The organism is Seonamhaeicola sp. NFXS20 (genome assembly GCF_049132085.1).
GTDB lineage: Bacteria > Bacteroidota > Bacteroidia > Flavobacteriales > Flavobacteriaceae > Seonamhaeicola.
Genome location: NZ_JAFMPU010000003.1, coordinates 220,748 through 244,113, shown reverse-complemented (window position 1 = coordinate 244,113; position 23,366 = coordinate 220,748). Strand labels below are relative to the sequence as shown.

Annotated in this window: 12 protein-coding genes; 8 read left to right on the top strand and 4 right to left on the bottom strand. The window is 32.0% G+C overall.

The window, feature by feature from the left end; translation table 11 throughout:
- Window position 1: 1 nt before the first annotated feature.
- From J1D01_RS07275 to J1D01_RS07260, 4 genes are all read right to left on the bottom strand, one after another.
- On the bottom strand, window positions 2–2,755 hold the full coding sequence (locus tag J1D01_RS07275) for a TonB-dependent receptor (protein ID WP_421150345.1): 2,754 nt from the start codon (window positions 2,753–2,755) through the stop codon (window positions 2–4).
- Between the two features lie 178 nt (window positions 2,756–2,933).
- A complete protein-coding gene (gene glmS, locus J1D01_RS07270; protein ID WP_421150344.1) occupies window positions 2,934–4,781 on the bottom strand; it encodes a glutamine--fructose-6-phosphate transaminase (isomerizing) in 1,848 nt (615 codons plus the stop codon).
- 158 nt (window positions 4,782–4,939) lie between these two features.
- The gene (locus tag J1D01_RS07265; protein WP_421150343.1) at window positions 4,940–6,577 is read right to left on the bottom strand and encodes a DUF4270 domain-containing protein; all 1,638 of its coding nucleotides are present in this window, start codon (window positions 6,575–6,577) and stop codon (window positions 4,940–4,942) included.
- A 23-nt stretch (window positions 6,578–6,600) separates the two neighbouring features.
- The gene (locus J1D01_RS07260) at window positions 6,601–7,410 is read right to left on the bottom strand and encodes a glycogen/starch synthase (protein WP_372938544.1); all 810 of its coding nucleotides are present in this window, start codon (window positions 7,408–7,410) and stop codon (window positions 6,601–6,603) included.
- A gap of 199 nt (window positions 7,411–7,609) precedes the next feature.
- Between J1D01_RS07260 and panC the strand changes: the two genes are divergently transcribed.
- The 8 genes from panC (at window position 7,610) to J1D01_RS07220 (ending at window position 23,273) form a co-directional block, all read left to right on the top strand.
- Window positions 7,610–8,461: a pantoate--beta-alanine ligase gene (gene panC / locus J1D01_RS07255; protein ID WP_421150342.1), complete on the top strand. Its 852-nt coding sequence runs from the start codon at window positions 7,610–7,612 to the stop codon at window positions 8,459–8,461.
- Window positions 8,462–8,474: 13 nt separating this feature from the next.
- Complete coding sequence (panD, locus tag J1D01_RS07250) at window positions 8,475–8,825, top strand: aspartate 1-decarboxylase (protein WP_076699157.1); 351 nt, start codon at window positions 8,475–8,477, stop codon at window positions 8,823–8,825.
- A gap of 3 nt (window positions 8,826–8,828) precedes the next feature.
- Window positions 8,829–9,785 (top strand): lysylphosphatidylglycerol synthase transmembrane domain-containing protein, encoded by a 957-nt coding sequence (locus J1D01_RS07245; RefSeq protein ID WP_421150341.1) that lies wholly within the window; start codon window positions 8,829–8,831, stop codon window positions 9,783–9,785.
- A gap of 82 nt (window positions 9,786–9,867) precedes the next feature.
- Window positions 9,868–11,016 carry an alpha/beta hydrolase gene (locus J1D01_RS07240; protein WP_421150340.1) on the top strand — a complete coding sequence of 383 codons (1,149 nt, stop codon included), beginning with the start codon at window positions 9,868–9,870 and terminating at the stop codon, window positions 11,014–11,016.
- Window positions 11,016–12,377 carry a DNA repair protein RadA gene (radA, locus tag J1D01_RS07235; protein ID WP_421150339.1) on the top strand — a complete coding sequence of 454 codons (1,362 nt, stop codon included), beginning with the start codon at window positions 11,016–11,018 and terminating at the stop codon, window positions 12,375–12,377. Before J1D01_RS07240 ends, radA begins: the two co-directional genes overlap by 1 nt.
- A 318-nt stretch (window positions 12,378–12,695) precedes the next feature.
- The gene (locus J1D01_RS07230; RefSeq protein WP_421150338.1) at window positions 12,696–17,021 is read left to right on the top strand and encodes a LamG-like jellyroll fold domain-containing protein; all 4,326 of its coding nucleotides are present in this window, start codon (window positions 12,696–12,698) and stop codon (window positions 17,019–17,021) included.
- A 447-nt stretch (window positions 17,022–17,468) separates the two neighbouring features.
- Window positions 17,469–18,329 carry a hypothetical protein gene (locus J1D01_RS07225; protein ID WP_421150337.1) on the top strand — a complete coding sequence of 287 codons (861 nt, stop codon included), beginning with the start codon at window positions 17,469–17,471 and terminating at the stop codon, window positions 18,327–18,329.
- A gap of 27 nt (window positions 18,330–18,356) precedes the next feature.
- Window positions 18,357–23,273 (top strand): lectin-like domain-containing protein, encoded by a 4,917-nt coding sequence (locus tag J1D01_RS07220; RefSeq protein WP_421150336.1) that lies wholly within the window; start codon window positions 18,357–18,359, stop codon window positions 23,271–23,273.
- The last annotated feature ends 93 nt before the right edge of the window (window positions 23,274–23,366 follow it).

Below are 23,366 nucleotides of genomic sequence, written 5' to 3'. Positions count from 1 at the left end.
ATTATAAGTTGTTAATTGTCCATGAAACGTAGTACATTGATCCTATAAATCCTGTACCGAAAGCAGTAAAGTACTCTTCTCCTAATAAGTTTGTGGCACCTGCTTTGAAAGAAGATTTTAAGCTAGGAACTTTTAAATTAATTTGAGCATCAACTACATGGTATTCAGGAACAAGACCATTACCAAAAGTGGCTTCCCAATAATAATCGTCACTAAATCTATAAGCAATATTAAATCCGAAATTTTTGAATAAATCAGTATTTCCGAAGGATGCTTTAAATTTGTGTTCTGGAGTATTAAAGTTTGTAGTAAAATCGGGATATTTGGTTCTATCAAAGTCAAGTTTAGCAAAAGTGTAACTTCCGCTTAAATCAAAGTTTCCAAAAACTTTAGTAGATAATCCAATAGAGGCTCCGTATGAATTCACATCGGCAGGTGAATTTGTATAAGAACTATAGGCTTGGTAATCATCGTTAGCAATTGCAGCTATAGATAAACCACCATCACCAACGGTGCCGTAAAAAGGAGCAATTACAACTTCTTGAGAAATAAAATCTTTGTATTTATTGTAATAAGCACTAAAATCTACAATTAAGTTGTTAAATTTACCTCTGTAACCTATTTCTGCTGAAGATACTTGTTCTGGCTGAATGATGTCAGGATTAGCAATTTCTAAAACAGCAGGATTTCCTGTGTCTGCCATTTCTAAAACAGAGCTTGCTGTATATGAGTTTTCATAAGTAACTCTACCTGTTTGAGTAACGGTAGCTCCTTGCCCTAAAGCTTGTCCTTCATCACTAACATCAAAAGTACGAACATATCGGTCTAAATTGTCTGGAGCAGAACCAACCAAAATAGCTCTACCGGCATCTAAACCAATAAATAAATCTTGAGTTGTTGGATTTCTAAATCCTGTTTGTACAGATGCTCTAAAGTTATGGTTTTTGTTTACGGTTAAACCAGCCGATATTCTTGGAGAGAAGAAACCGTCAAAAAATTCTGATTTATCATAACGTAACGAACCAGTAAGCTTTAGCTGTAAATCATCATTTAATTCGATGTTTTTCTGAATTTGAGAGTATAAACCAAATTCAGAATAATGTATTGGTCCATCATTATCAGTATAAATAGTTCCAGAAGAATTCAAACTGTATTTTCTGTAAGATCCACCAACTTGAATTTCTGCCCAATCTATTAGGTGTCCAAAATTATAATTAGCATCGGCGTGATAGTATTTTGAAGCATCTTGAAATTTAGAACCAGTAGATAAATCGGGGTCGTTTATACTTTTGTTAAAGGCCGCCACAAACTCGTTTGATCCAGGTTTGTATCTTCCAGATTCTGCTTGCGCTCTGGCTGCTGCATGGGCTTCGGCTTCGGTAGCGCCTCCAAGAGTAGCTCCTGCATAGGTTTCAATATATTCTTTAAACCATTGTTCATCACTTTTCCAAGCCCTGTTAATGTTAATTCCGGTGAAAACCATATCATAAGAATCACCAGCTTTATCAGCAACCACATAGCCTCTTAAGAAAAAGTTGTCATTTTTAAATTCAATTTTATGTTGTTGTTGGAAGAAGTTGTCAATGTTATATCTATTTGTACCTTGGTATATAGTAGTACCTGTGCCTACTTTACCAACATATTGAATTTCAAAATCGTTTTCCCATGGGCGGAAATACAAGCCCCAATCTGCTTTTACGCTTTCGGCATTGTAGTTGGTTAAATCTCTTTCATTATATCCTGTTCTACTTACATTAACATCAGGGATGATTCCTTTTACAGATTCTGGAGCTTCAGATCTAATATTTGCAGATACTTCATCACCGTAAACGTTTATTCCATCATAGTCTAAATCTGCTCTGGTTCTAGTTGGGTCAATTTTATCTACTTCACTAGTAGCAGCCCAATCTGTTCCTTTTAAGTAGCCAAAGTTAACTTTAGCAGCAAATTTATTGCTGAATTTATGAGCCATTCTTATACCAAAGTCTGTGTAGCTGTTGTCTCCCGCAGATTCTTGAGAAGTTATACCCTGCTTGTAATATGCACTAATTCCATGATGATCAAAAGGGTTTTTACTTCTCATAAATAAAATTCCGTTAAAAGCATTAGCGCCATAAAGAGCAGATGAAGCTCCAGGCAGTAGTTCAACACTTTGTACATCTGTTTCTACCATTCCTACTAAATTCCCTATAGGGAAGTTAAGTGCAGGGGTTGAGTTATCCATACCGTCAACCAATTGCATAAAACGATTATTTGCAAACGTTGCAAAACCACGAGTGTTAACTGATTTAAAGGTTAAACTGTTTGTATTTACATCAACACCTTTAAGGTTTTCTAAACCATCATAAAAATCGGCAGAGGCAGTGTTTTTAATTTCTTTAAGTCCAAATCTTTCAACAGTAACGGGCGATTCAAAAATGCGTTCTGGAGTTCTTGAAGCAGAAATAACCACTTCATCAAGAGCATTACCTTCTTTTAAAACAAAGTTAATAACTTGGTTGTTTGTTGTAACCTCTTGTGCTACTGTTTCAAAACCAACACTACTTGCTTGAAGTGTAAATGGAGGGTTTTGAGAAAACGTTAATGTGAAATTTCCATCAAAGTCTGAAACTACCCCTGTACTAGTGCCAAGGATGATAATGTTAGCACCAGGGATGGGTTGTTTATTCTCATCTGTGACAGAACCTGAAATTGTTGTTTGAGAGTAGATTAAACCACAAAAAAACAACATAATAATAGGAAAAATTGTCTTCATTTAGTTAAATTAGTTTTAATTATTTAGGCAATATAAAAATAAAATCGCAAAAAACTATGCGCGCATAATACAAATTAGCAAAAAAATGGTATTAAAATTGCGTTTTTGATAAAATTAATATAATAAAAAAATCCCAAAGATTTAAAGCTTTGGGATTTTTTATATATAAAATTAAAATCTATTCTACAGTAACAGATTTTGCTAAATTTCGTGGTTGATCTACATTTTTATCTAGCATAACTGCAATGTAGTATGATAGTAATTGTAGCGGAATTGTGGTAAGAAGAGGAGATAGAGATTCTAAGGTTTCTGGAATTTCAATAACGTGGTCTGCAAGTTCTTTTACTTGCTCATCTCCTTCTGTTACAATTCCTATAATTTTTCCTTTTCTTGATTTTATTTCCTGAATGTTACTAACCACTTTTTCGTAATGTCCTTTTTTAGTAGCAATTACAATGATTGGCATGTTTTCATCTATTAAAGCAATAGGGCCGTGTTTCATTTCGGCAGCAGGATAGCCTTCAGCATGGATGTATGAAATCTCTTTTAATTTTAATGCGCCTTCTAGTGCAACAGGGAAGTTATAACCTCTACCAAGGTATAAACAGTTAGGAGCATCTTTGTAGATATCTGCTATGTACTTAATGTGCGCATCAGATTCTAGAGATTTTTCTACTTTACTAGGAATCATTTCTAATTCTAGTAAATGACGTCTAAAATCTGAACTGCTTATAGTTCCTTTTGCTCTAGCTAACCTTAATGCCATTAGTGTTAATACGGTAATTTGTGTTGTAAATGCTTTGGTAGATGCTACTCCTATTTCAGGACCTGCATGAGTGTAAGCGCCAGCATCGGTTTCTCTAGCAATAGATGAACCAACTACATTACAAACTCCAAAAACAAAGGCACCTTTAGATTTAGCAAGTTTTATAGCGGCTAAAGTATCGGCAGTTTCTCCAGATTGTGAAATGGCAATTAGAACATCATCTTCTCTAATAACAGGGTTTCTGTATCTAAATTCTGAAGCATATTCAACTTCAACAGGTATTCTAGCTAAGTCTTCAAAAATATATTCTGCAACTAAACCAGCATGCCATGAAGTACCACAAGCAACAATGATAATTCTGTTAGCATTGAGGAATTTTTTCATGTTATCTTCAACTCCTGCCATTTTTATAATGGCTTGGTCTCTTAAAAGCCTACCTCTGTATGTGTCTGTTATAGCTTTTGGTTGCTCATGAATTTCCTTTAGCATAAAATGGTCATATCCGCCTTTTTCAATTTCTTCAAGGTTTAATTGAAGTGTTTGCACATATGGATCTACTAAAGAATCGTCTTTAATTTTTCTTATTTTAATGCCTTTATGGAATCTTATAATAGCCATTTCTTCATCTTCTAAATAAATGGCGTCTTTTGTATATTCTATAAAAGGAGAGGCATCGCTTGCAATAAAGAATTCATCTTCACCTACACCAACAGCTAAAGGGCTTCCTAAACGAGCTACCACTATTTCTTCTGGTTTATTTTTGTCAAAAACAGTTATAGCGTAAGCGCCAATGACTTGGTTTAAAGCAATTTGAACGGCTTTACCAAGTTTAACACCTTCTTGTTTTTTTACGTCTTCTATTAAATTTATTAGAACTTCGGTATCTGTATCAGATTTAAAAGTGTATCCTCTAGAAATAAGCTCTTGTTTTAAAGACTCATAGTTTTCAATAATACCATTGTGTATTATTACTAGATTTCCAGAGTTTGAAACATGAGGGTGTGAGTTTACATCATTAGGAACACCATGTGTTGCCCAACGTGTATGACCTATGCCTACATTACCAGTTTTTGTGATTTCTTTTTCTGAAATAGCTTCAAGATCTGCTACTTTGCCTTTGGTTTTTGAAACTTTAAGATCTGTTCCGTCAAATAATGCAATTCCTGCACTGTCATAACCGCGGTATTCTAATCGCTTAAGTCCTTCTATTATAATAGGGTAAGCTTCGCGATGTCCTATATATCCAACTATGCCACACATAAGTATTTAATTAATTTGGGTTAATATTATAAGTTAATAGCAGAACAAATATGTAAAATAAATGTTAAACAAAACTAAATTAATATATAAAGTAGTTGTTTTATACGATGAAATTCAAATAAAACTAATAAAATCTATTATTTATATATTGCACTAACTTATTTAGGCTCAGTATAAAAGAGCTTTAATATCATGCGTTTTTCTTGGTTAGCACTATTGCTTCCGTGTAAAATAGTTCCTTTTGGAGCTAGAATTGTTGCTGTAGGAATAGCAGTAACTACATCTTCGCTTTTTAAAATTTCAGAATTGGTGGTTAAATTAACATTTGTTGATAAAACTAATCCTATTTTGGTGTTAGTAGAATCGTTAACTAAGACGTTATTTAAATGTTCTGTTAAACGAATTTTAAAATTTTTATTAATAGTATCTCTAACGCCAAGACTTATTATTCTTGAGTTTACTGGTTCTGAAGTGTTTTCAGTAACATCAAATAAATAATCTATGGTTTCAAAATTATTTTTAATATCGTAGGCATAAATTCTGTCGTATTTATGATAGTCATTAAGGGTAGTTGTAGATGTTTCGTCTTCGTAAATAAGTAAATGTGCTTCGTTGATAAGTTTTTTTAAGACATATTCTCCTGTGGTTTCATCTTTTAAGTAGTCATCACCATCAATAACTCTAAATTCATTAAGAAAATCATTCAAAGCTTCAGTTGTTGGAAACAAATCTACAATAGCCATAGAACCTTGACCGCCTTTTAAATAAATTTTATCATCACCTAAGGTTTTGTTAGGAGTAGGTATCACTACCGTATGTTCATTAATAAAAGTATTTAATCTGTTACCACTAAAGTTAAAGCTATAAGTGCCTTGAATTTGTTCGCCAGCATTATCTTCGTCATCACTAGAGTAATAAATTGTTACATTAGCATCAGATGAACCAAAATTTAATAACACCATGTTTCCATTTCCGCTTATTGCTTCGGCTTTAAAATAAAGACCTCTGAAATAGTTTTTAAAATTACTAGCATTACTTAATTCTGCTTGCCCTTCTTTACTAATAATTGCAGAGTTCCAAAAGTCATTATCAAGTTTAATTCTTAAAGCAGGAACACTTATAGTTTCGGTAGTGTCAGAATCTGTTCTAACAACTGTAACTATTGGGTTGCTACTAGGTGTAAATATGGTGTCTTTAATTAATGCACCTTTAAAGGCATCAAAATTTATTAATGTATTGTCTGTAAGGGCATAATTATTACTAGGGTCTCCGCTATTTGCATGCGAGTAGTAGTTTTGGGCTTCTTCTAAATTATCTGGGTTAAAATCTCTTAAAAAGTAACCGTTTTCATAAATAGATAATTTCATGTTAGAAATTGGGTTGCCGTATAAGGAATCGTTTATAGAGTAAGTGGTATTGCCATCGTCATCAATTCCAGTAATTTCGCTGTAATAAGGCACGCTTAATACTACAGAGTCTATAACTGGGTTTTCTCCAAAATCAGGATTATATGAATTTGGGGTTATTTGGGTTATAATACCAGCTGTAGTTGGTCCGTATTCTGGGTCATTATAATACCCTAATAAATTAGAAGGTAATCCGTTTATTTGAACAGAGTCTAGTATTTTATTGTATGATACAATAGGCAAGGTATCTACATCTGTATTAAAATTAGCGTGGTTTCTACCTAAAACATCACTATCAATTATATTAAAGTCTTTATCACAAGCAATAAAAGATATTACAAGTAAAAGAAGAATAACAGGAATTTGAAGGGCTTTAATAGTCTTTTTCATAAATGTTAAAATGAAAGTATTGGTTAGCTTAAAACGGTATTATTAAAAAATGTTGTGTAAGCTTCGCCAAATTCATCTCTATTTTTATATTCTAAAATAGGCTTATCTGATGCTTTTAAATAAGAGTCTAAAGCCTCTGGAATGGTTTCAGAGCCTATAATTAATGCATCAGAATAATCAATAGCAATTTTCATTAGATTGATATATGAAGGTTCCTCAATAGTTTTTAAGGCATCTTCGTTTATATTGTCAAATTTAATTTTATTAATCATATCTTTATTTAAAGTATCATCAAAACTTTGGTTATAAACCGAAGTAACAATTTTACTTTCACTAAATAAAGGTTCGTCTTTGTAGTATTCTTTTAAATAAACAGGTAAAAGGGCGGCTAACCAACCATGAACATGTATAATATCTGGAGCCCAATTTAATTTTTTAACAGTTTCTATAACACCTTTTGCAAAAAATATGGCGCGTTCGTCATTGTCAGAAAACAACTGTCCGTCTTCATCTGTTAAGGTTGCTTTTCGTTTAAAATATTCATCATTATCAATAAAGTAAACTTGAATGCGTTCTTTAGGAATAGAGGCTACTTTAATTATAAGTGGCATATCTAAATCGTTAATTACTAAGTTTATTCCAGAAAGCCTGATAACTTCATGTAATTGATGTCTGCGCTCATTAATATTTCCGTATCTAGGCATAAAAATTCGAATTTGACCACCTTGTTGGTTTACAAGTCTAGGGGCTTCGAACGACATTGAAGAAATTTCGGTTTCAGGTAAATAAGGCACTACTTCAGATGATACATACAATATCCTCTTATCTTTCATATGTTTGTTTTTGCTGACGTTTTAAAGTCATTTTTAACTAGGAATTAACGATTTCTATTTTTTTAAGAAACGCTGTAAGACATGTTAAATTCAAGCCTTACAATTGTAAAATCAAAATAAAAAACACGCAAAAGTACAAAAATTTATGCAAATTGACTGTAAAATCATAAGTTTGCAGGCGTTAATTTTTTATTAAAAGGTGGAAGTTTACTCAGAAAAACAACAAATTATAAAAGCAATTGAGCTTTTAAAGGCTAAAAGCCAGATTGTAGGTTTGGTACCCACAATGGGAGCTTTACATGCAGGACATTTAGCTTTAGTAGAGCGTGCTTTAAAAAAGAATGATAGAGTGGCAGTAAGTATTTTTGTAAACCCTACTCAGTTTGATAATAGTGATGATTTAAAAAAATACCCAAGAACTTTAGAGAAAGATGTTGCGCTTTTACAAACACTTTCAAAAGACAAAATATTGGTTTACGCTCCAACTGTTGATGATGTTTATGAGGGTAAAACAGTTTCTGAATCATTTGATTTTGATGGCTTAGAGTTTGAAATGGAAGGGAAATTTCGTCACGGACATTTTGACGGTGTTGGTACCATTGTAAAACGCCTTTTTGAAATAGTAAAACCCCACAATGCTTACTTTGGTGAAAAAGATTTTCAGCAGTTACAAATAATAAAAAAACTTATAGAAAAACACCATATTCCTGTGAAAATAGAAGGTTGTCCTATTCACAGAGAAGCTACAGGCTTAGCTATGAGTTCACGTAACACTAGGTTAAAACCAGAGTATTTAGAAGCAGCACCTTTTATTTATAAAACTTTAACAACAGCTAAAAAAATATTTGGCACGAAAAGTGCTAGTAAAGTAACGGAATGGGTTGAAAATCAGTTTTCTAATCATGATTTATTAGAATTAGAATATTTTATAATAGCAGATGCTAAAACCCTAAAACCAGTTAAACGAAAATCAAACAAAAAAGTATATAGAGCATTTATAGCAGTATATGCTGATGATATTAGACTTATTGATAATATCGCATTAAATTAATTATCTTTGTCACATGCAAATTCACGTAGTAAAATCTAAAATTCACAGGGTTAAATGCACAGGTGCAGACCTTAACTATATAGGTAGTATTACCATTGATGAAGATTTAATGGATGCTGCCAATATTATTGAAGGTGAAAAAGTTCAAATTGTAAATAATGACAATGGTGAACGTTTAGAAACCTATTGCATTCCAGGGCCACGAAATAGTGGTGAAATAACCCTTAACGGAGCAGCAGCAAGAAAAGTATCTGTTGGAGATACCCTAATTTTAATTACCTATGCTGTTATGGATATTGAAGAAGCTAAAAAATTTAAACCTTCTTTAGTATTTCCAGATGAGGCAACCAATTTATTAAAATAACCATTGAGTCTTAAAATAAAAAGAATATTAAAAATTACACTCCCATTATTATTGGGAGTTTTTTTGGTCTGGTATTCTTTAAAGGCAGTTCCTTTGGCAAAAATTTATGAATATTGGCAAACGGCAAGTAAAGAATGGATTTTACTAGGTGTTTTCTTTGGGTTACTTAGTCATTTATCTAGGGCCTACCGTTGGCGTTTTCAACTAGAGCCTATGGGTTATAACATTAAATTAGCTAATAGTGTTATGGCTGTTATGGCGGCTTATTTAATTAATTACACCATACCCAGAGCAGGAGAGGTTGCTAGAGCCTCTATTTTAACTAATTATGAAGAAGTTCCTTTTGAAAAAGGTTTTGGAACTATTGTAGCAGAACGTATTGCAGATATGCTTGTAATGTTAGGTATAATTACTATAACCCTTTTTCTTCAGTTCGATTTTATTTACGGCTTTTTAACAGAAAAGTTTAATCCGGTTAAAATCATTATTGGTTTGGTAGGATTACTTGTGTTAGCTTTAATTTTTACCATGTTTATTAAAAGAAGCTCATCTAAATTAGCTTTAAAAATTAAAACATTTGTAAGTGGATTAATAGAAGGTGCTTTAAGTATTTTTAAAATGAAAAAGAAGTGGGCATACATTTTTCACACTTTATTTATTTGGGGAATGTATGTACTTATGTTTTATGTAACATCTTTTGCTTTAAATGAAACCTCTAACATTCCCTTTTCTGCAATTTTAATAGGTTTTATAGCAGCTAGTTTTAGTATTGCTGCTACCAACGGCGGTATTGGAGCCTACCCGCTAGCTGTGTATTTAGGGTTTTCTCTTTTTGCAATACCAGAAGAACCTAGTATTGCTTTTGGCTATATTATGTGGGCGTCTCAAACACTTCTAATTATTGTTTTTGGTGCTTTGTCCTTATTTTATTTGCCAATTTATAACAGAATAAAGAAGTAAAAAGAATCAAAATAACTATCAGTTTTTTTAATCTCTTACTTAATTTCTTAACTTACGCTTTAAAATATAAATACTTAAATTCATGAAAGTAATTTGCTCCAGTTGGTTGTTTTTATTAACCATTTTTACTTTAAATGCTCAAGTTAAATACGAAAATTTTCAATCTTCAAAATTAGGAGAAGAACGTCAAATTAAAATTCAATTACCAAGAGGTTATAATTTAAATGAAGATAAAATATATCCCCTGTTTATAGTGTTAGATGCCGATTATATGTTTGAAGCCGTAGCTGGAAATGCCGATTATTACTCTTATTGGGAAGACATGCCAGAAGCCATTGTAGTTGGTGTTAATCAATTAGATAAGCGTTATGACGATTGTATGTATTCAGAACAAAATTCATTACCAATAGAAACGGGGGCTGCATTTTTTGAATTTATAGGTACAGAGCTAATTCCGTACATAGAAAAAAATTATCGTACAGCCAATTTTAGAGTAGCTGTTGGTCATGGAGAAACCGCAAATTTCATTAATTATTTTTTACTAAAATCTAATCCATTATTTAAGGCTTATATAGTTATAAGTCCAGAGTTAGCTCCGCATATGCTAGATTATCTTCCGGAACGATTAAATAGTATAGAAAGTAAAATATTTTATTGTTTAGCCTATACAGAAAACGACTCTAAGTCTATTAAACAAATGACTAAGGCATTAAACAGCGATATAGCTACAATAGAAAATGAAAACTTAACCTATAAATTTAGTAGTTTTGAAGGAGCATCGCATTATTCGGTTCCTGCACACGCTTTACCCAATGCTTTTGAAAGCATTTTTAAAGTTTTTCAACCAATAAGTAGGAAAGAATACAAAGAAACTATTTTAGAATTAGAAGGCTCTCCAGTAGATTATTTAGTAAAAAAATATGAAACTATAAATGCGCTTTTTGGCATTGAAAAACAAATTTTAATTAATGATTTTAAAGCCATTTCAGCAGCAATAGAAAAAACAGAGCAATATCAGTATTATGAAGATTTAGGTAAAATAGCTAGAAAACAATATCCAGAAACACTTTTAGGGGGTTATTATTTAGGTAGATTTTATGAAGAAGGAGGTGAACCCAAAAAAGCAATGCGCACATACCAATCTGCCTATACTTTAGATGAAATAGCAGGAATAACAAAAGATTTAGTGCTTGAAAGAGCAGATGCAATTAAAAGAGACTTTGGGTATTAATGGCAAAAATTAAAACAACCTTTTATTGCCAAAATTGTGGTGCACAATATGCTAAGTGGCAAGGACAATGTAATGCTTGTAAGGAGTGGAATACCATTGCAGAAGAACTTATTCAAAAACCAGAAAAAAGTGATTGGAAACTAACAACGTCTTCTGGCTCAAAACGCACTGCAAAACCTCTTAAAATAAATGAAATTAACATTTCTGAAGAAGCCCGATTAGATACTTTAGATACCGAATTTAATAGAGTTTTAGGAGGAGGTATTGTGCCAGGGTCTCTTGTTTTGTTAGGAGGTGAACCCGGAATAGGAAAAAGTACGTTACTGCTGCAAATTTCTTTAAAACTTCCTTATAAAACGCTCTATGTTTCGGGCGAAGAAAGCCAAAAGCAAATAAAAATGCGTGCAGAACGCATTAACCCAAACAATAACAACTGTTATATTTTAACAGAAACTAAAACCCAAAACATCTTTAAACAAATAGAAAGTTTAGAGCCAGATGTGGTTATAATAGATTCTATTCAAACACTTCATAGCGATTATATCGAATCGTCTTCAGGAAGCATTTCGCAAATAAAAGAGTGTACTACAGAGCTAATAAAGTTTGCCAAAGAAACTGCAACTCCAGTTATTCTTATTGGGCATATAACTAAAGATGGTCATATTGCGGGGCCTAAAATTCTAGAACATATGGTAGATACCGTATTACAGTTTGAAGGAGACCGCAATCATGTATTCAGAATTTTAAGAGCCAACAAAAATAGATTTGGTTCTACGCATGAACTAGGAATTTATGAAATGCAAGGCTCTGGCTTAAGAGAGGTTTCTAACCCTAGTGAAATTCTAATTTCTAAAAAGGATGAGGTGTTATCTGGAAATGCCGTAGCAGCTACTTTAGAAGGTATGCGCCCTTTAATGATTGAGGTTCAGGCCTTAGTAAGTACTGCTGTATATGGAACTCCCCAACGCTCAGCAACAGGCTTTAATGCTAAAAGGCTTAATATGCTTTTAGCTGTTTTAGAAAAAAGAGCTGGTTTTAGGTTAGGTGCAAAAGATGTGTTTTTAAACATTACTGGTGGCATTACAGTAGATGATCCTGCAATAGATTTAGCAGTAGTAGCAGCCATTTTATCTTCAAATGAAGATGAACCTTTGCCAAGTGATTACTGTTTTGCTGCTGAAGTTGGATTGTCTGGAGAAATTAGACCAGTGCAACGGGTAGAACAGCGCATTTTAGAAGCTGAAAAATTAGGTTTTTCAACCATTTTTGTGTCTAAATACAATAAAATTTCTTTAAAAAATACAACTATAAAAATTCAATTAATTTCTAAAGTAGAAGATTTAGTGAACTTTATAGTGTAGATTAACTCAATACATAAAATGTAAATAAGAATTGAATATATATAGTACTTTTTATTGAAAAATAAGAAAAAACCTATAAAAAAATGCATTTCATCGATTTTTTTAATGTTTTAAACAGTGAAAAATCTTAATTTACTTTAGGTTTTTTCTTATTTTTTTATTAAAATTGCTCCCGATAATTAATTAGAAAACAAATTTCATATTAGTTTGCGACTAAATACTTACCCTCTCACTGTATAAGTATTTTATGTCCATTTAACGAAAAAGTATTTGTTATTAGTATTAAGAAATAAGTTTCTCAAAACTAATAATATATTCATGAAAAGCGTTGTTAATCAATGTAAGTATATTGCTATACTACCACTTTTACTTTTTTGTTTTACAGTTTCTTTTAAATCACATTCACAAATTGCTATTGAAATAAATTCTGAAGATTTTGAATCAGGGAGTTTCGGTTCTACAATATGGAATAACTCTGGTTCTAATTGTGAAATAAAAAATTACACATATTCTAAACGTGTATCTATAAGAAATGGCTCTAGTTCTTCAAAAACTTATACAGATGATATAGATTTGAGGGCATATAATTATGTAACTATAAAATTTGATTTCAGAACAAGTGGTTATGATAATGGCGAAGATTTTTTTATTGAATTTTCAGATAATGGCGGTGTATCATGGAACCGTACCCCTGTATTACAATATGTTAAGGGTGTAGATTTTACAAATGAAACAGAATATACAAATATTACAGTAACAGCATTAAGTGATGACTATAATTTTACAGCCAACTCTAGGTTTAGATTTAGAGGAGATGCTTCAAAGAATAACGAATATTTATACTTAGATAATATAGTTATAACAGGTTATATAACTGAAAATACTGATACTGATGGTGATGGCATAAGTGATAATGTAGATGTAGATGATGATAACGATGGAATATTAGATGTGAATGAAGGTATAAATTTATTGCTAGATAGCGGTTTTAATAACTTAGAAGGACTAGGTTTTGGTAATAATATAGGAGTAGATATTTCTCCTTGGGTATTATTAGGAGGTAATAAAGCAAATGTTGTAAAAGTTGATGGTAACGGAGGTTATAATTATGGTAACGGAGGGCCTTTTGAAGATGCAAACCCTTTAACAGGAGATGGTGAAGACCAATATTATTTAGATATTGCCAATGGTGCTAATGATTTCTATCAAACTTTTGTGCTAACTAATGATTCAAAGTTAACTTTTGGAGGCTATTTTTCATCTAGAGATAATAAAACAGGCTCTGGAAGGTTGCGTATTTTTACAGGAAGTTCTGGAGATTCTGGAACACTTGTAGCAGATAGCGGTACGTTTATAATAAGCCCCGTAAGTGGAAGTTCATCAACAACACCATGGGAATATATAGAAAAAGAGGTAACTGTAACTGCGGGAACATACTCTTTTGTGGTTAGTATGGATAATGATACAAATTTTGATGAGGGTTTTGTAATATCTGCTATAGATACCGATAGTGATGGTATTTTAGATTATTTAGATTTAGATAGCGATAATGATGGTATTCCAGATAATATTGAGGCTCAAACAACATTAGGTTATGCGTTACCTAGCGGAACGGTTAATACTAGTGGCTTTTACCCAGGTTTATGGAATAATTATGGTATTGGATTATTTCCTATTGATACTGATGGAGATGGAATACCAGATTATTTAGATGATGATTCTGATAATGATGCTACACCAGATATAGAAGAAAATGGAATGGCAAACACAATAGTATCAATAGATGATGATAATGATGGTTTAGATAATATTTTTGAAACCAATGGCACCAATGATGTTGTATGGGATGCAAATGAAGATATTGAAAATCCGTCAGACTTATCTACATTACCAGATACAGATGGTGATTTAATGATAGGGGGAGATTTAGATTATCGAGATAATATTGATATTCAACAGTCTGAAGCAGCTATATATTTTGATGGTGTTGATGATTATCTTGATACAACCCCTTTTATTGAAGACTGGACAGAAGGTACCATTATGGGGTGGATAAAAATAGAACATACTCATAATGGAAACTTAGCAAATAAGTATAGTATTGCAGGACAAGAGTCTATGAGACTTTATATTACAGAATCTAGAACACCAGTATTTTTAGTTGTTACTCAAAAACAAGTAACTTCTGCAAGTAATTACCCAAGTACCAATATTCTGGTGCAACCTAATTCTTTAGATAATATTAAGTTAGAAAATGATATTTGGTATCATGTTGCAGGTGTTTTTGATGCATCTTCTAAATCTATAAAACTCTATCTTAATGGTGAATTATTAAATACAGTAACTAATTCTGATTTAGATTCAGAATTAATTACCAAAAATTATAATGGAACAGAGCATATTTATTCAAAAAGAGAATTTACAATAGGGCGATATCCTACAAATACCACAAGTTATGACCATTTTAAAGGTGCAATAGATGAAGTTCGGGTTTTTAATAAAGCTTTAACTACTAGTCAATTACAACAAATGGTTTATCAAGAAATAAAAGAAGTTGATGGTAATGTTGAAGGTGCAATTATTCCTAAAAACATAGTTGATATTAGTGATACCGTAACAAAAGGGCAAGTAGTGGCATGGTCTAATCTGCAAGCTTATTACCCAATGACTAATATTTTAAGTTTAACTACTACTGATTATTCAGATTATGGAAGAGATCTTGTTCTACATAATATTTCAGAGGTACAAGAGCAAACAACACCTATGCCTTACGTATCAAATAATGATGGTAGTTGGACAGATACAAGTACCTGGTTACACGGCAATGTTTGGGATATAACTGATACAAGTTCTAATAAAGCTTGGAGCATAGTGCACATAAAAAACAATGTCTCTGTTAATCATTCGTTAGATAACCTTGGGTTAATTATAGACAGTAATAAAACTTTAACAATAAATGGAGATTTCTGTGTTAATAACAGTTGTTATTTAGAGTTAAATGGTACTCTAGATTTAATGGGAGATTCTCAGTTAATACAAACAAAAAACAGCGATTTGGTTACTTCTTCTTTAGGGAAAATATTAAGAAGACAGGAAGGAACTGCAAATCCATATAGGTATAACTATTGGTCTTCTCCAGTTGGTACTTTAGGAGCTACATCATTAACCAATAATAACGCATCAACTAATAATACAAATAACGGCTCATTTAGCTTAAATATGCTGAAAGATGAAACAGGTTCTAATATTACATTTACATCAGACTATACAGGAACAGGCAATATAAGTACCTATTGGTTATATACTTTTATAAACGGGGTTACTTATTGGGATTGGAATCAAATATCACCTACAACATCACTACAACCAGGAATAGGGTATACTCAAAAAGGCACAGGAAAATCAGGAACAGAACAACAGTATATATTTGAAGGTAAACCCAACAACGGTACTATTTTGGTAGATGTTATAGATGTAGGAGGAGCAGGCTCAGAAACAGATGTGTCTAAAACAGATTATCTATTAGGAAATCCCTATCCGTCAGCATTAGATATACATAAATTTATAGATGATAATCAGGGTGTTATAGATGGTACTCTCCATCTATGGGAACAATGGAGTGGTGATTCGCATTATTTAAACGAGTATAATGGTGGGTATGCGCAAGTAAACAAGTTGGGGGCAACAAGAGCATATCAATTTGTAGGTATAAGCGGAGATCATAATGGTTCGCAAGACGGTACGTTAATACCTTCAAGATATTTACCTGTTGGTCAAGGGTTCATAACAGAAATAATAGCCGATGGTAAAATAGAGTTTAACAATGGGCAGCGTGTATTTGTTTTAGAAGATGATGCCGATGGAACCTATGACAATGGGTCTGTATTTTTCAAGAACACTACAAAGAATAACAAAAGTGAAAGTTCAACCCAAGAAGAAACAGATACTGAAAATATATTTAAAAAAATTCGGTTAGAGTTTTCATCTGTATCAGGGCCAGAAACACGAAGAGAATTATTGTTAGGATTTAGTGAAATAACTACAGATGCTTATGATTATGGTTACGATGCTAAATGTATAGAATCAAATAATAACGATTTAAACTTAAGTTTAAATGGGCAGAGTATGAATATGCAAGCTTATGGACCTTTAACATCAGAGAAAGTAATACCATTAAACTTTAAATCTTCAGGAAATAATTCGTTTAAAATACAAATAACAGAACTAGAAAATATAGACGAAAATCAAGAAATTTATATAAAAGATAATCTAACAGAAACGTATTTTGATTTAAGTAAAGGTGAATCTTATAGTTTTTCATCAAATCAAGGGAAATTTGATGATAGGTTTGAGATTGTATTTCAATCACAACAAGAATTAAGCACCAAAGAATTAGAACAACAAGAAAATCATATTTACTACCTAAATAAACAACGTAAAATATTTGTAAAGAAGTTAGATACAACAATAGCAAAAATGACTTTAGTAAACATGAGTGGGCAAACTGTTTTAGAGTTACAGGATTTATCAAATAGTGCTTTAGAGAAAGGTATACATATATCTAATGTCTTATCGGGAGCTTATATAGTTTATTTTAAAACAGAAAACAATCAAGTGTTTACAAAAAAAATTGTAGTTAATTAATAAAAATTAGTGCTAATACGTCATGATTACTGTTTCGTTATTGAAGTAATCTCATCTAGAGAGATTAAACCGGTGCAACGGGTAAAACTGTATATTTTTGAAGCAGAGAAACTAGGGTTTTCTTAAATTTTTGTTTCTGCTTATAGCTAAATTTTACTAAAAAATTGAAGATTTGATGAGCTTAATTGTTTATTAATTTGAATAAAAAAACGACGGTTAAACTAGTTTTTCGTCGAGTATTTTTGCGTTTAATCGATAAAAATATCTGTTTTTATTAGGTTTTTAACAGTGCATACATTAATATTGTAATGTTAAATATTGGATAATTATGTTTTGTTTGCTGATTTTCAATGTTTTAATCGTTTCCCTCAAACGTAATTAATCCGTTTTATTAAAAGGTTTTGTTTTATAGTGCAGGAATTTTACCAAAGCTATAAAAATTTAACCATGAAAAAATCCCTTAAATTCAACATATTATTTCTAATAGTATGTTTTGGAATTAACACATTCTCTGCTCTAGGGTTTAGAAATACACATTTTTTAGATTCACTAAAAATTAACAAAGAAAAAAGTACTAAAACGCACAAACATTCTACCGCTTTAAATTTTAAGAATGCGATTGCTTTAACAGCAATTAATTTAGAAGATGTAAAGGCCGGAGAAAAGGTGTTGTATTCAAAAGCAATACAATATCAAAATAACTATTATGATCTTGTTCTTACTATTTTAAACATTAACGGTACTTATACAGTAGACTGCACTAATGAGTTAAGGGTGAGTTCATTTAACTCTAGTAATGATGATTATGTAACGTATTCGTTTGATTTGGTAGAAACAGGAAGTGTTACACCAAAAACACCTAATGGTACGCCAGCTGTAATAAAAAATGTTGTTTTAGAGTCTAGAGACATTGATACTAGAAGCAACCGAAATTTCACTGAAATTTCAGGATTTAATCCATATACAGTTACTTCAAAAATCACACCTTATTTAAGTTCTACAACTAATTTAGAACAAGCAGGATTTGTTAATGGGCCTAATCCGGCAGGATTCACATTATATAGGTTAAACCCTGCATTGGCAGCTCCTATAGACAATTGGGTTTCAGAACCAGCAGATGTTGATGTACATGGCGATGATGCTAATTTTTACTTGTTTATGGAATTTGACAAGTTCTCACATGTAGATTTATTATACGGAGCCACAGGAACTGAAACATCTACTTGGGTAAGACTAATAAATTTTGGTATCTCTACTAAATCTAGTATTGATGATGCTTTAGCACTTAATACAATATCATCTAACTAGTAATCCCAATCCCTTAAACTTTAGCCTATGAAAAAATTAATACTATTAAAATTATTGTTTGTAATATTTTTTTTAGCAACAAATAATTCTTTCGCGCAATACTGCCAACCAAATAATATTGGTAATTACAACACCTTTTATATTTCAAATGTTTCGTTGGGAGATATAAATAATTCAAGTACAGGAACAACAGGGGGGTATACCTATTATTCTTCAGTACCGGCAACCGATATTATGGTAGGGGAAACTATTACAGGAACTGTAACTGTTACACTAGATGGTTGGAACAGAAATAAGCACAAATTAATAGTTTGGATGAATTTTAATAACTCAGATGATGATTTTGAAGATGCAGGAGAAGAATTTACATTTACGCTACAAGATAAATCAAATCTCAGTGGATTAAAAACTATAGATGTACCTATTTCAATACCTGTGCCTAGTACTGCTCAACTAGGTAATTCTGTTATGAGAATAGGATTTAGGGAAAAACAAAGTAGTAATTACACATCATGTGATTTTAAGTATAAAGCAGGCGAAGTTGAAGATTATAATATAAATTTTATTTCAGAAGATAGTTCAGATTCTTCAAATAACATTGCAGACCCAGAATATTCAGAACCAAAAGATATAGGTAATTGGAATGCTTATTATATTTCTAAAGTAAATATAGGTTCTATTAATAATTCAACCTCTGGAGACACAGGAGATTATACATATTATTCTTCAGAAGATAGAGCAGAGGTTACTATTGGCGAAACATTAGAAGGAACTGTAGAGGTAACCCTTGATAAATGGAATAAACAAACCAATACTATTGTTGTTTGGATGAATTTTAATGAAGCAACTGATGATGATTTTGAAGACAGTGGAGAACGGTTTTTGTTTACTTTTAATGCTAAAAATTATGATGATATTAAAAATGAAAATAACAGAAAAACAGTTCAAATACCTATAAGTATAGATGTACCAAGTACTGCTAGTTTAGGTAACTCAGTAATAAGAATTGGATTGCGTGAAGGAACTAACACAAATTTCACTTCAACTGATTATAATTATGGTTCTGGAGAGGTAGAAGATTATAATATTGTTTTCAAAGCTAGTGGTAGTTCATCGTCAGGTGGCTCTGGGGCCATAGCAACTGTTGATTTTGATGGTGATGGTATTGTTGATACCGTAGATGTAGATGATGATAACGATGGTATTTTAGATTGTGTTGAAAAAGGAATTACTAACGGAACTATATCTGAGGTATTTACATTAAGTGGAACTGCGGTAGAAATATCAGATACAGAGTTTAAACTTACTAGTGCAGTAAAAACTCAAGCAGGAGCAGCAATAATTAATGATAGAATTAATTTTGAAAATAGTTTTTCATTTTCATTTGATGCTTATCTTGGTGATAGTGATAATGGTGCAGATGGTATGGCTATTATTTTTCATGATGACCCTGCAGGTACATCGGCAGTTGGAGCTACAGGAGAAGGTATGGGAGCAAGTGGTATAAAAAACGGTATTGTTTTAGAGCTAGATACCTATTATAATTCCTCTCGTGGAGATATTGCAAATGATCATGGGATGATTTGGGATTCTGATAACCAATCGGGTTCAGGCTTATTAACTACAGCTACAGACTTAGGAAATTTAGAAGATAATGACTGGCATACGGTTGTACTTAATTGGAATGCAGATACCAATACAATTAGTTATTATGTAGATGGTAATTTAGCTGGTTTATATACAGGAGATTTAATTAATAATTATTTTGGAGGAAATAATCTTGTGTATTTTGGGTTTTCAGCTTCTACAGGAGGTTCAGTAAACACACACAAAGTTCGTTTTAATAGTGTTTGTGATATTCCTTTATTTATTGATGATGATAATGATGGTTTAGCTAATCATTTAGACATAGATAGTGATAACGATGGGATACCAGATAACGTTGAAGCACAATCTACTTTAGGATATATATTACCTAGTGGTACATTAAATATCATAGGTTCTTATGTTGGATTATGGGATAATTACGGAACAGGTCTTGTACCAGTAGATACAGATGGAGATGGTATTCCAGACTATTCAGATTCAGATTCAGATAATGACGGTAAACCAGATATAACTGAAAACGGTATGGCAGACACCTATACCGCTGCCGATGTAGATAAAGATGGATTAAACAATGCCTTTGAAACCAATGGAGTAAATGATATTGTTTTAGATGTAAATGAAGATATTGAAGACCCAACAGATTTATCAATTTTACCTGATATAGACGGAGATTTGTCAACAGGAGGAGATTTAGATTATAGAGATTTATTTGATACTGATCCACCAACATACGCATCTATAGATTTTGATGGAGTTGATGATTATCTATCAACAAACTCATTTATTAATGGTTTAGGCAATGTTACTATAATGGCATGGGTAAAAACAGATTCTGGTAATGCTAACAATATAACTATTGCAGGCGAAGACACAGGCTGTAAACTGTGGTTGCAAAACGGAAACCAACCAACCTTTACAATTACAACACAAGGTAATGCTGCCAAAACCGTTGGAGATAGTGCTATAAATTATGATGAATGGCATCACATAGCAGGTACATACAATAGTAGTACTGGAGCTATAGAATTATATGTTGATGGAGCATTAGTAGATTCATCAAATGTAGGAGGTTCCGGAGCTGTAATTGAAAATACAACAGATGCTAATGGTAATTTTGAAGTAGGAAGGCGTTCTACAAATAATGTTTCAAATAAAGAATATTATAAAGGTGATATTGATGAAGTGAGAGTGTTTGATGTAGCACTAACTAGTGAACAAATAGGAATGATGGTGTATCAAGAAATTGAAGAAAACTCTGGAGTAGTGGCGGGAACTGTTATTCCCAAAAACATAGGAGATTCGCCTACTGGTAGTACGATACCTTGGACTAATTTAATAGCTTACTACCCAATGACCAATATAAAAACAGGTAAAACATTAGATTATTCTAATAATGATAATGGGTTATATATACATAATATTTCTACAATTCAAGACCAAACAGCTCCAATGCCATATAAAACTAGTGCAGATGGTAGTTGGGCATCTCAAAGCACTTGGCAGCATGGTAATGTTTGGGATATAGAAAATATTGCAGACAACAGAGACTGGTGTATTGTTAAAATTGAACATGATGTAACAACATCAGATTCACATAAAACACTAGGCTTAATTATAGACTCTAATAAAACACTTACAGTAAATGGAGATAATCTAATTCAAAATTCATGGTATTTAGAATTAAACGGAACATTAGATTTAATGGATGATTCTCAATTAATTCAAACAATAGCAAGTGATTTAGTAACCTCTGCCGATGGAAAGGTGTTAAGGCGTCAAGAAGGAACACCAAACCCTTACAGATACAACTATTGGTCTTCTCCAGTAGGTGCAACAGGTACAACCAGTTTAATTAACAATAATGCTGAAACAAATAATACTAATAATACACCGTTTAGTTTAGATATGTTAAAAGATGAAACTGGGTTCAATGTTCAGTTTACATCAGGATACACAGGTAGCGGAAGCATTAGTACCTATTGGTTATTTACATTTATGAATGGTGTTACTTATTGGGATTGGGCTCATATTGGTGCTTCTTCAAATATAAATCCTGGTATAGGCTATACTCAAAAGGGATCTGGTAATGCCAGTACAGAACAACAATATATATTTGAAGGAAAACCTAATAATGGTACCATTTTGGTAAGTGTAAGTGATGTAGGAGGAGAGGGTTCAGAAGCCGATGTATCCAGAACAAGTTGTTTGTTAGGAAATCCTTACCCTTCGGCATTAGATATTCATCAGTTTATTGATGATAACGAGGGGGTTATTAAAGGGCCGCTTTATCTGTGGCAACAATGGAGTGGTAATTCACATTATTTAAATGAATATAATGGCGGATATGCTGAAGTAACTAAATTAGGAGCCATAAGAGCTTATCAATTTGTAGGTATTAGTGGTGCAAATAATGGATCGCAAGACGGAACACTTGTGCCTTCAAGATATCTTCCTATTGGTCAAGGGTTTCTTGTAGAAGTTGTTGCAGATGGAGAAGTAGAGTTTAACAACAGTCAACGTGTGTTTATTTTAGAAGATGATGCAGATGGAACATATGATAATGGTTCTGTGTTTTTTAAGAATACCAAAAGTAACTCAAAAGAAACAACAACTGCAAAAACAGTAGAAACAGAAGAAGAAAACCCTTTTAAAAAGATTAGATTAGAATTTGCGTCTGTATCAGGGCCAGACACAAGAAGAGAGTTATTGTTAGGGTTTAGTGATTTAACAACTGATGATTTTGATTATGGATATGAATCAGAATGTAATGAAACTAATAATAACGATTTAAACCTAAATTTAGAAGGGAAGAATATGAACATACAGGCATACGGAGAGTTAACTACAGATAAAGTAGTGCCGTTAAACTTTAAATCATCAGGAAGTAATTCATTTGAAATAAAGATTACAGAATTAGAAAATTTTGAAGAATCAGAAGAAATTTACTTAAAAGACAACTTAACAGGAGAGTACTTTAGCTTAAAAGAAGGTGACCCATATGGTTTCTCATCAGAACAAGGAAAATTTAATGAAAGGTTCGAAATTGTGTTCCAATCTCAACAAAAGTCATTAAGCGTAGAGGAAACAAATCATGATGAAAACTTTGTTTATTATTTAAATAAAGAACGTAAGATTTATGTTAAGAAACTTAATACATCAGTAAAAAGAATGTCTTTAATAAGTATGAGCGGTCAAGCTGTTATGGAACTAACCGATGTTTCAGCAGAAACTTTAAGTAATGGTATTTCAATTCCTAATGTTTCAACAGGCGGTTATGTTGCTTGTTTTAGAACAGATAACAATCAGGTAATTACAAAAAAAATAATAGTAAATTAATATATTAAAAACTCAAAAAAACCAGAACAATACGTTCTGGTTTTTTTTGTGCCTAAAAATTACCCATATCAGGATAAATTCTTAAATTCGCAA

Excerpts from the sequence above, each read along its gene's own strand:
- radA (WP_421150339.1), top strand. The coding sequence starts at position 11,016 with ATGGCAAAAATTAAAACAACCTTTTATTGCCAAAATTGTGGTGCACAA.
- J1D01_RS07230 (WP_421150338.1), top strand. The coding sequence starts at position 12,696 with ATGAAAAGCGTTGTTAATCAATGTAAGTATATTGCTATACTACCACTT.
- glmS (WP_421150344.1), bottom strand. The coding sequence starts at position 4,781 with ATGTGTGGCATAGTTGGATATATAGGACATCGCGAAGCTTACCCTATT.
- J1D01_RS07240 (WP_421150340.1), top strand. The coding sequence starts at position 9,868 with ATGAAAGTAATTTGCTCCAGTTGGTTGTTTTTATTAACCATTTTTACT.
- panD (WP_076699157.1), top strand. The coding sequence starts at position 8,475 with ATGCAAATTCACGTAGTAAAATCTAAAATTCACAGGGTTAAATGCACA.
- J1D01_RS07275 (WP_421150345.1), bottom strand. The coding sequence starts at position 2,755 with ATGAAGACAATTTTTCCTATTATTATGTTGTTTTTTTGTGGTTTAATC.
- J1D01_RS07225 (WP_421150337.1), top strand. The coding sequence starts at position 17,469 with ATGAAAAAATCCCTTAAATTCAACATATTATTTCTAATAGTATGTTTT.
- J1D01_RS07265 (WP_421150343.1), bottom strand. The coding sequence starts at position 6,577 with ATGAAAAAGACTATTAAAGCCCTTCAAATTCCTGTTATTCTTCTTTTA.
- J1D01_RS07260 (WP_372938544.1), bottom strand. The coding sequence starts at position 7,410 with ATGAAAGATAAGAGGATATTGTATGTATCATCTGAAGTAGTGCCTTAT.
- J1D01_RS07220 (WP_421150336.1), top strand. The coding sequence starts at position 18,357 with ATGAAAAAATTAATACTATTAAAATTATTGTTTGTAATATTTTTTTTA.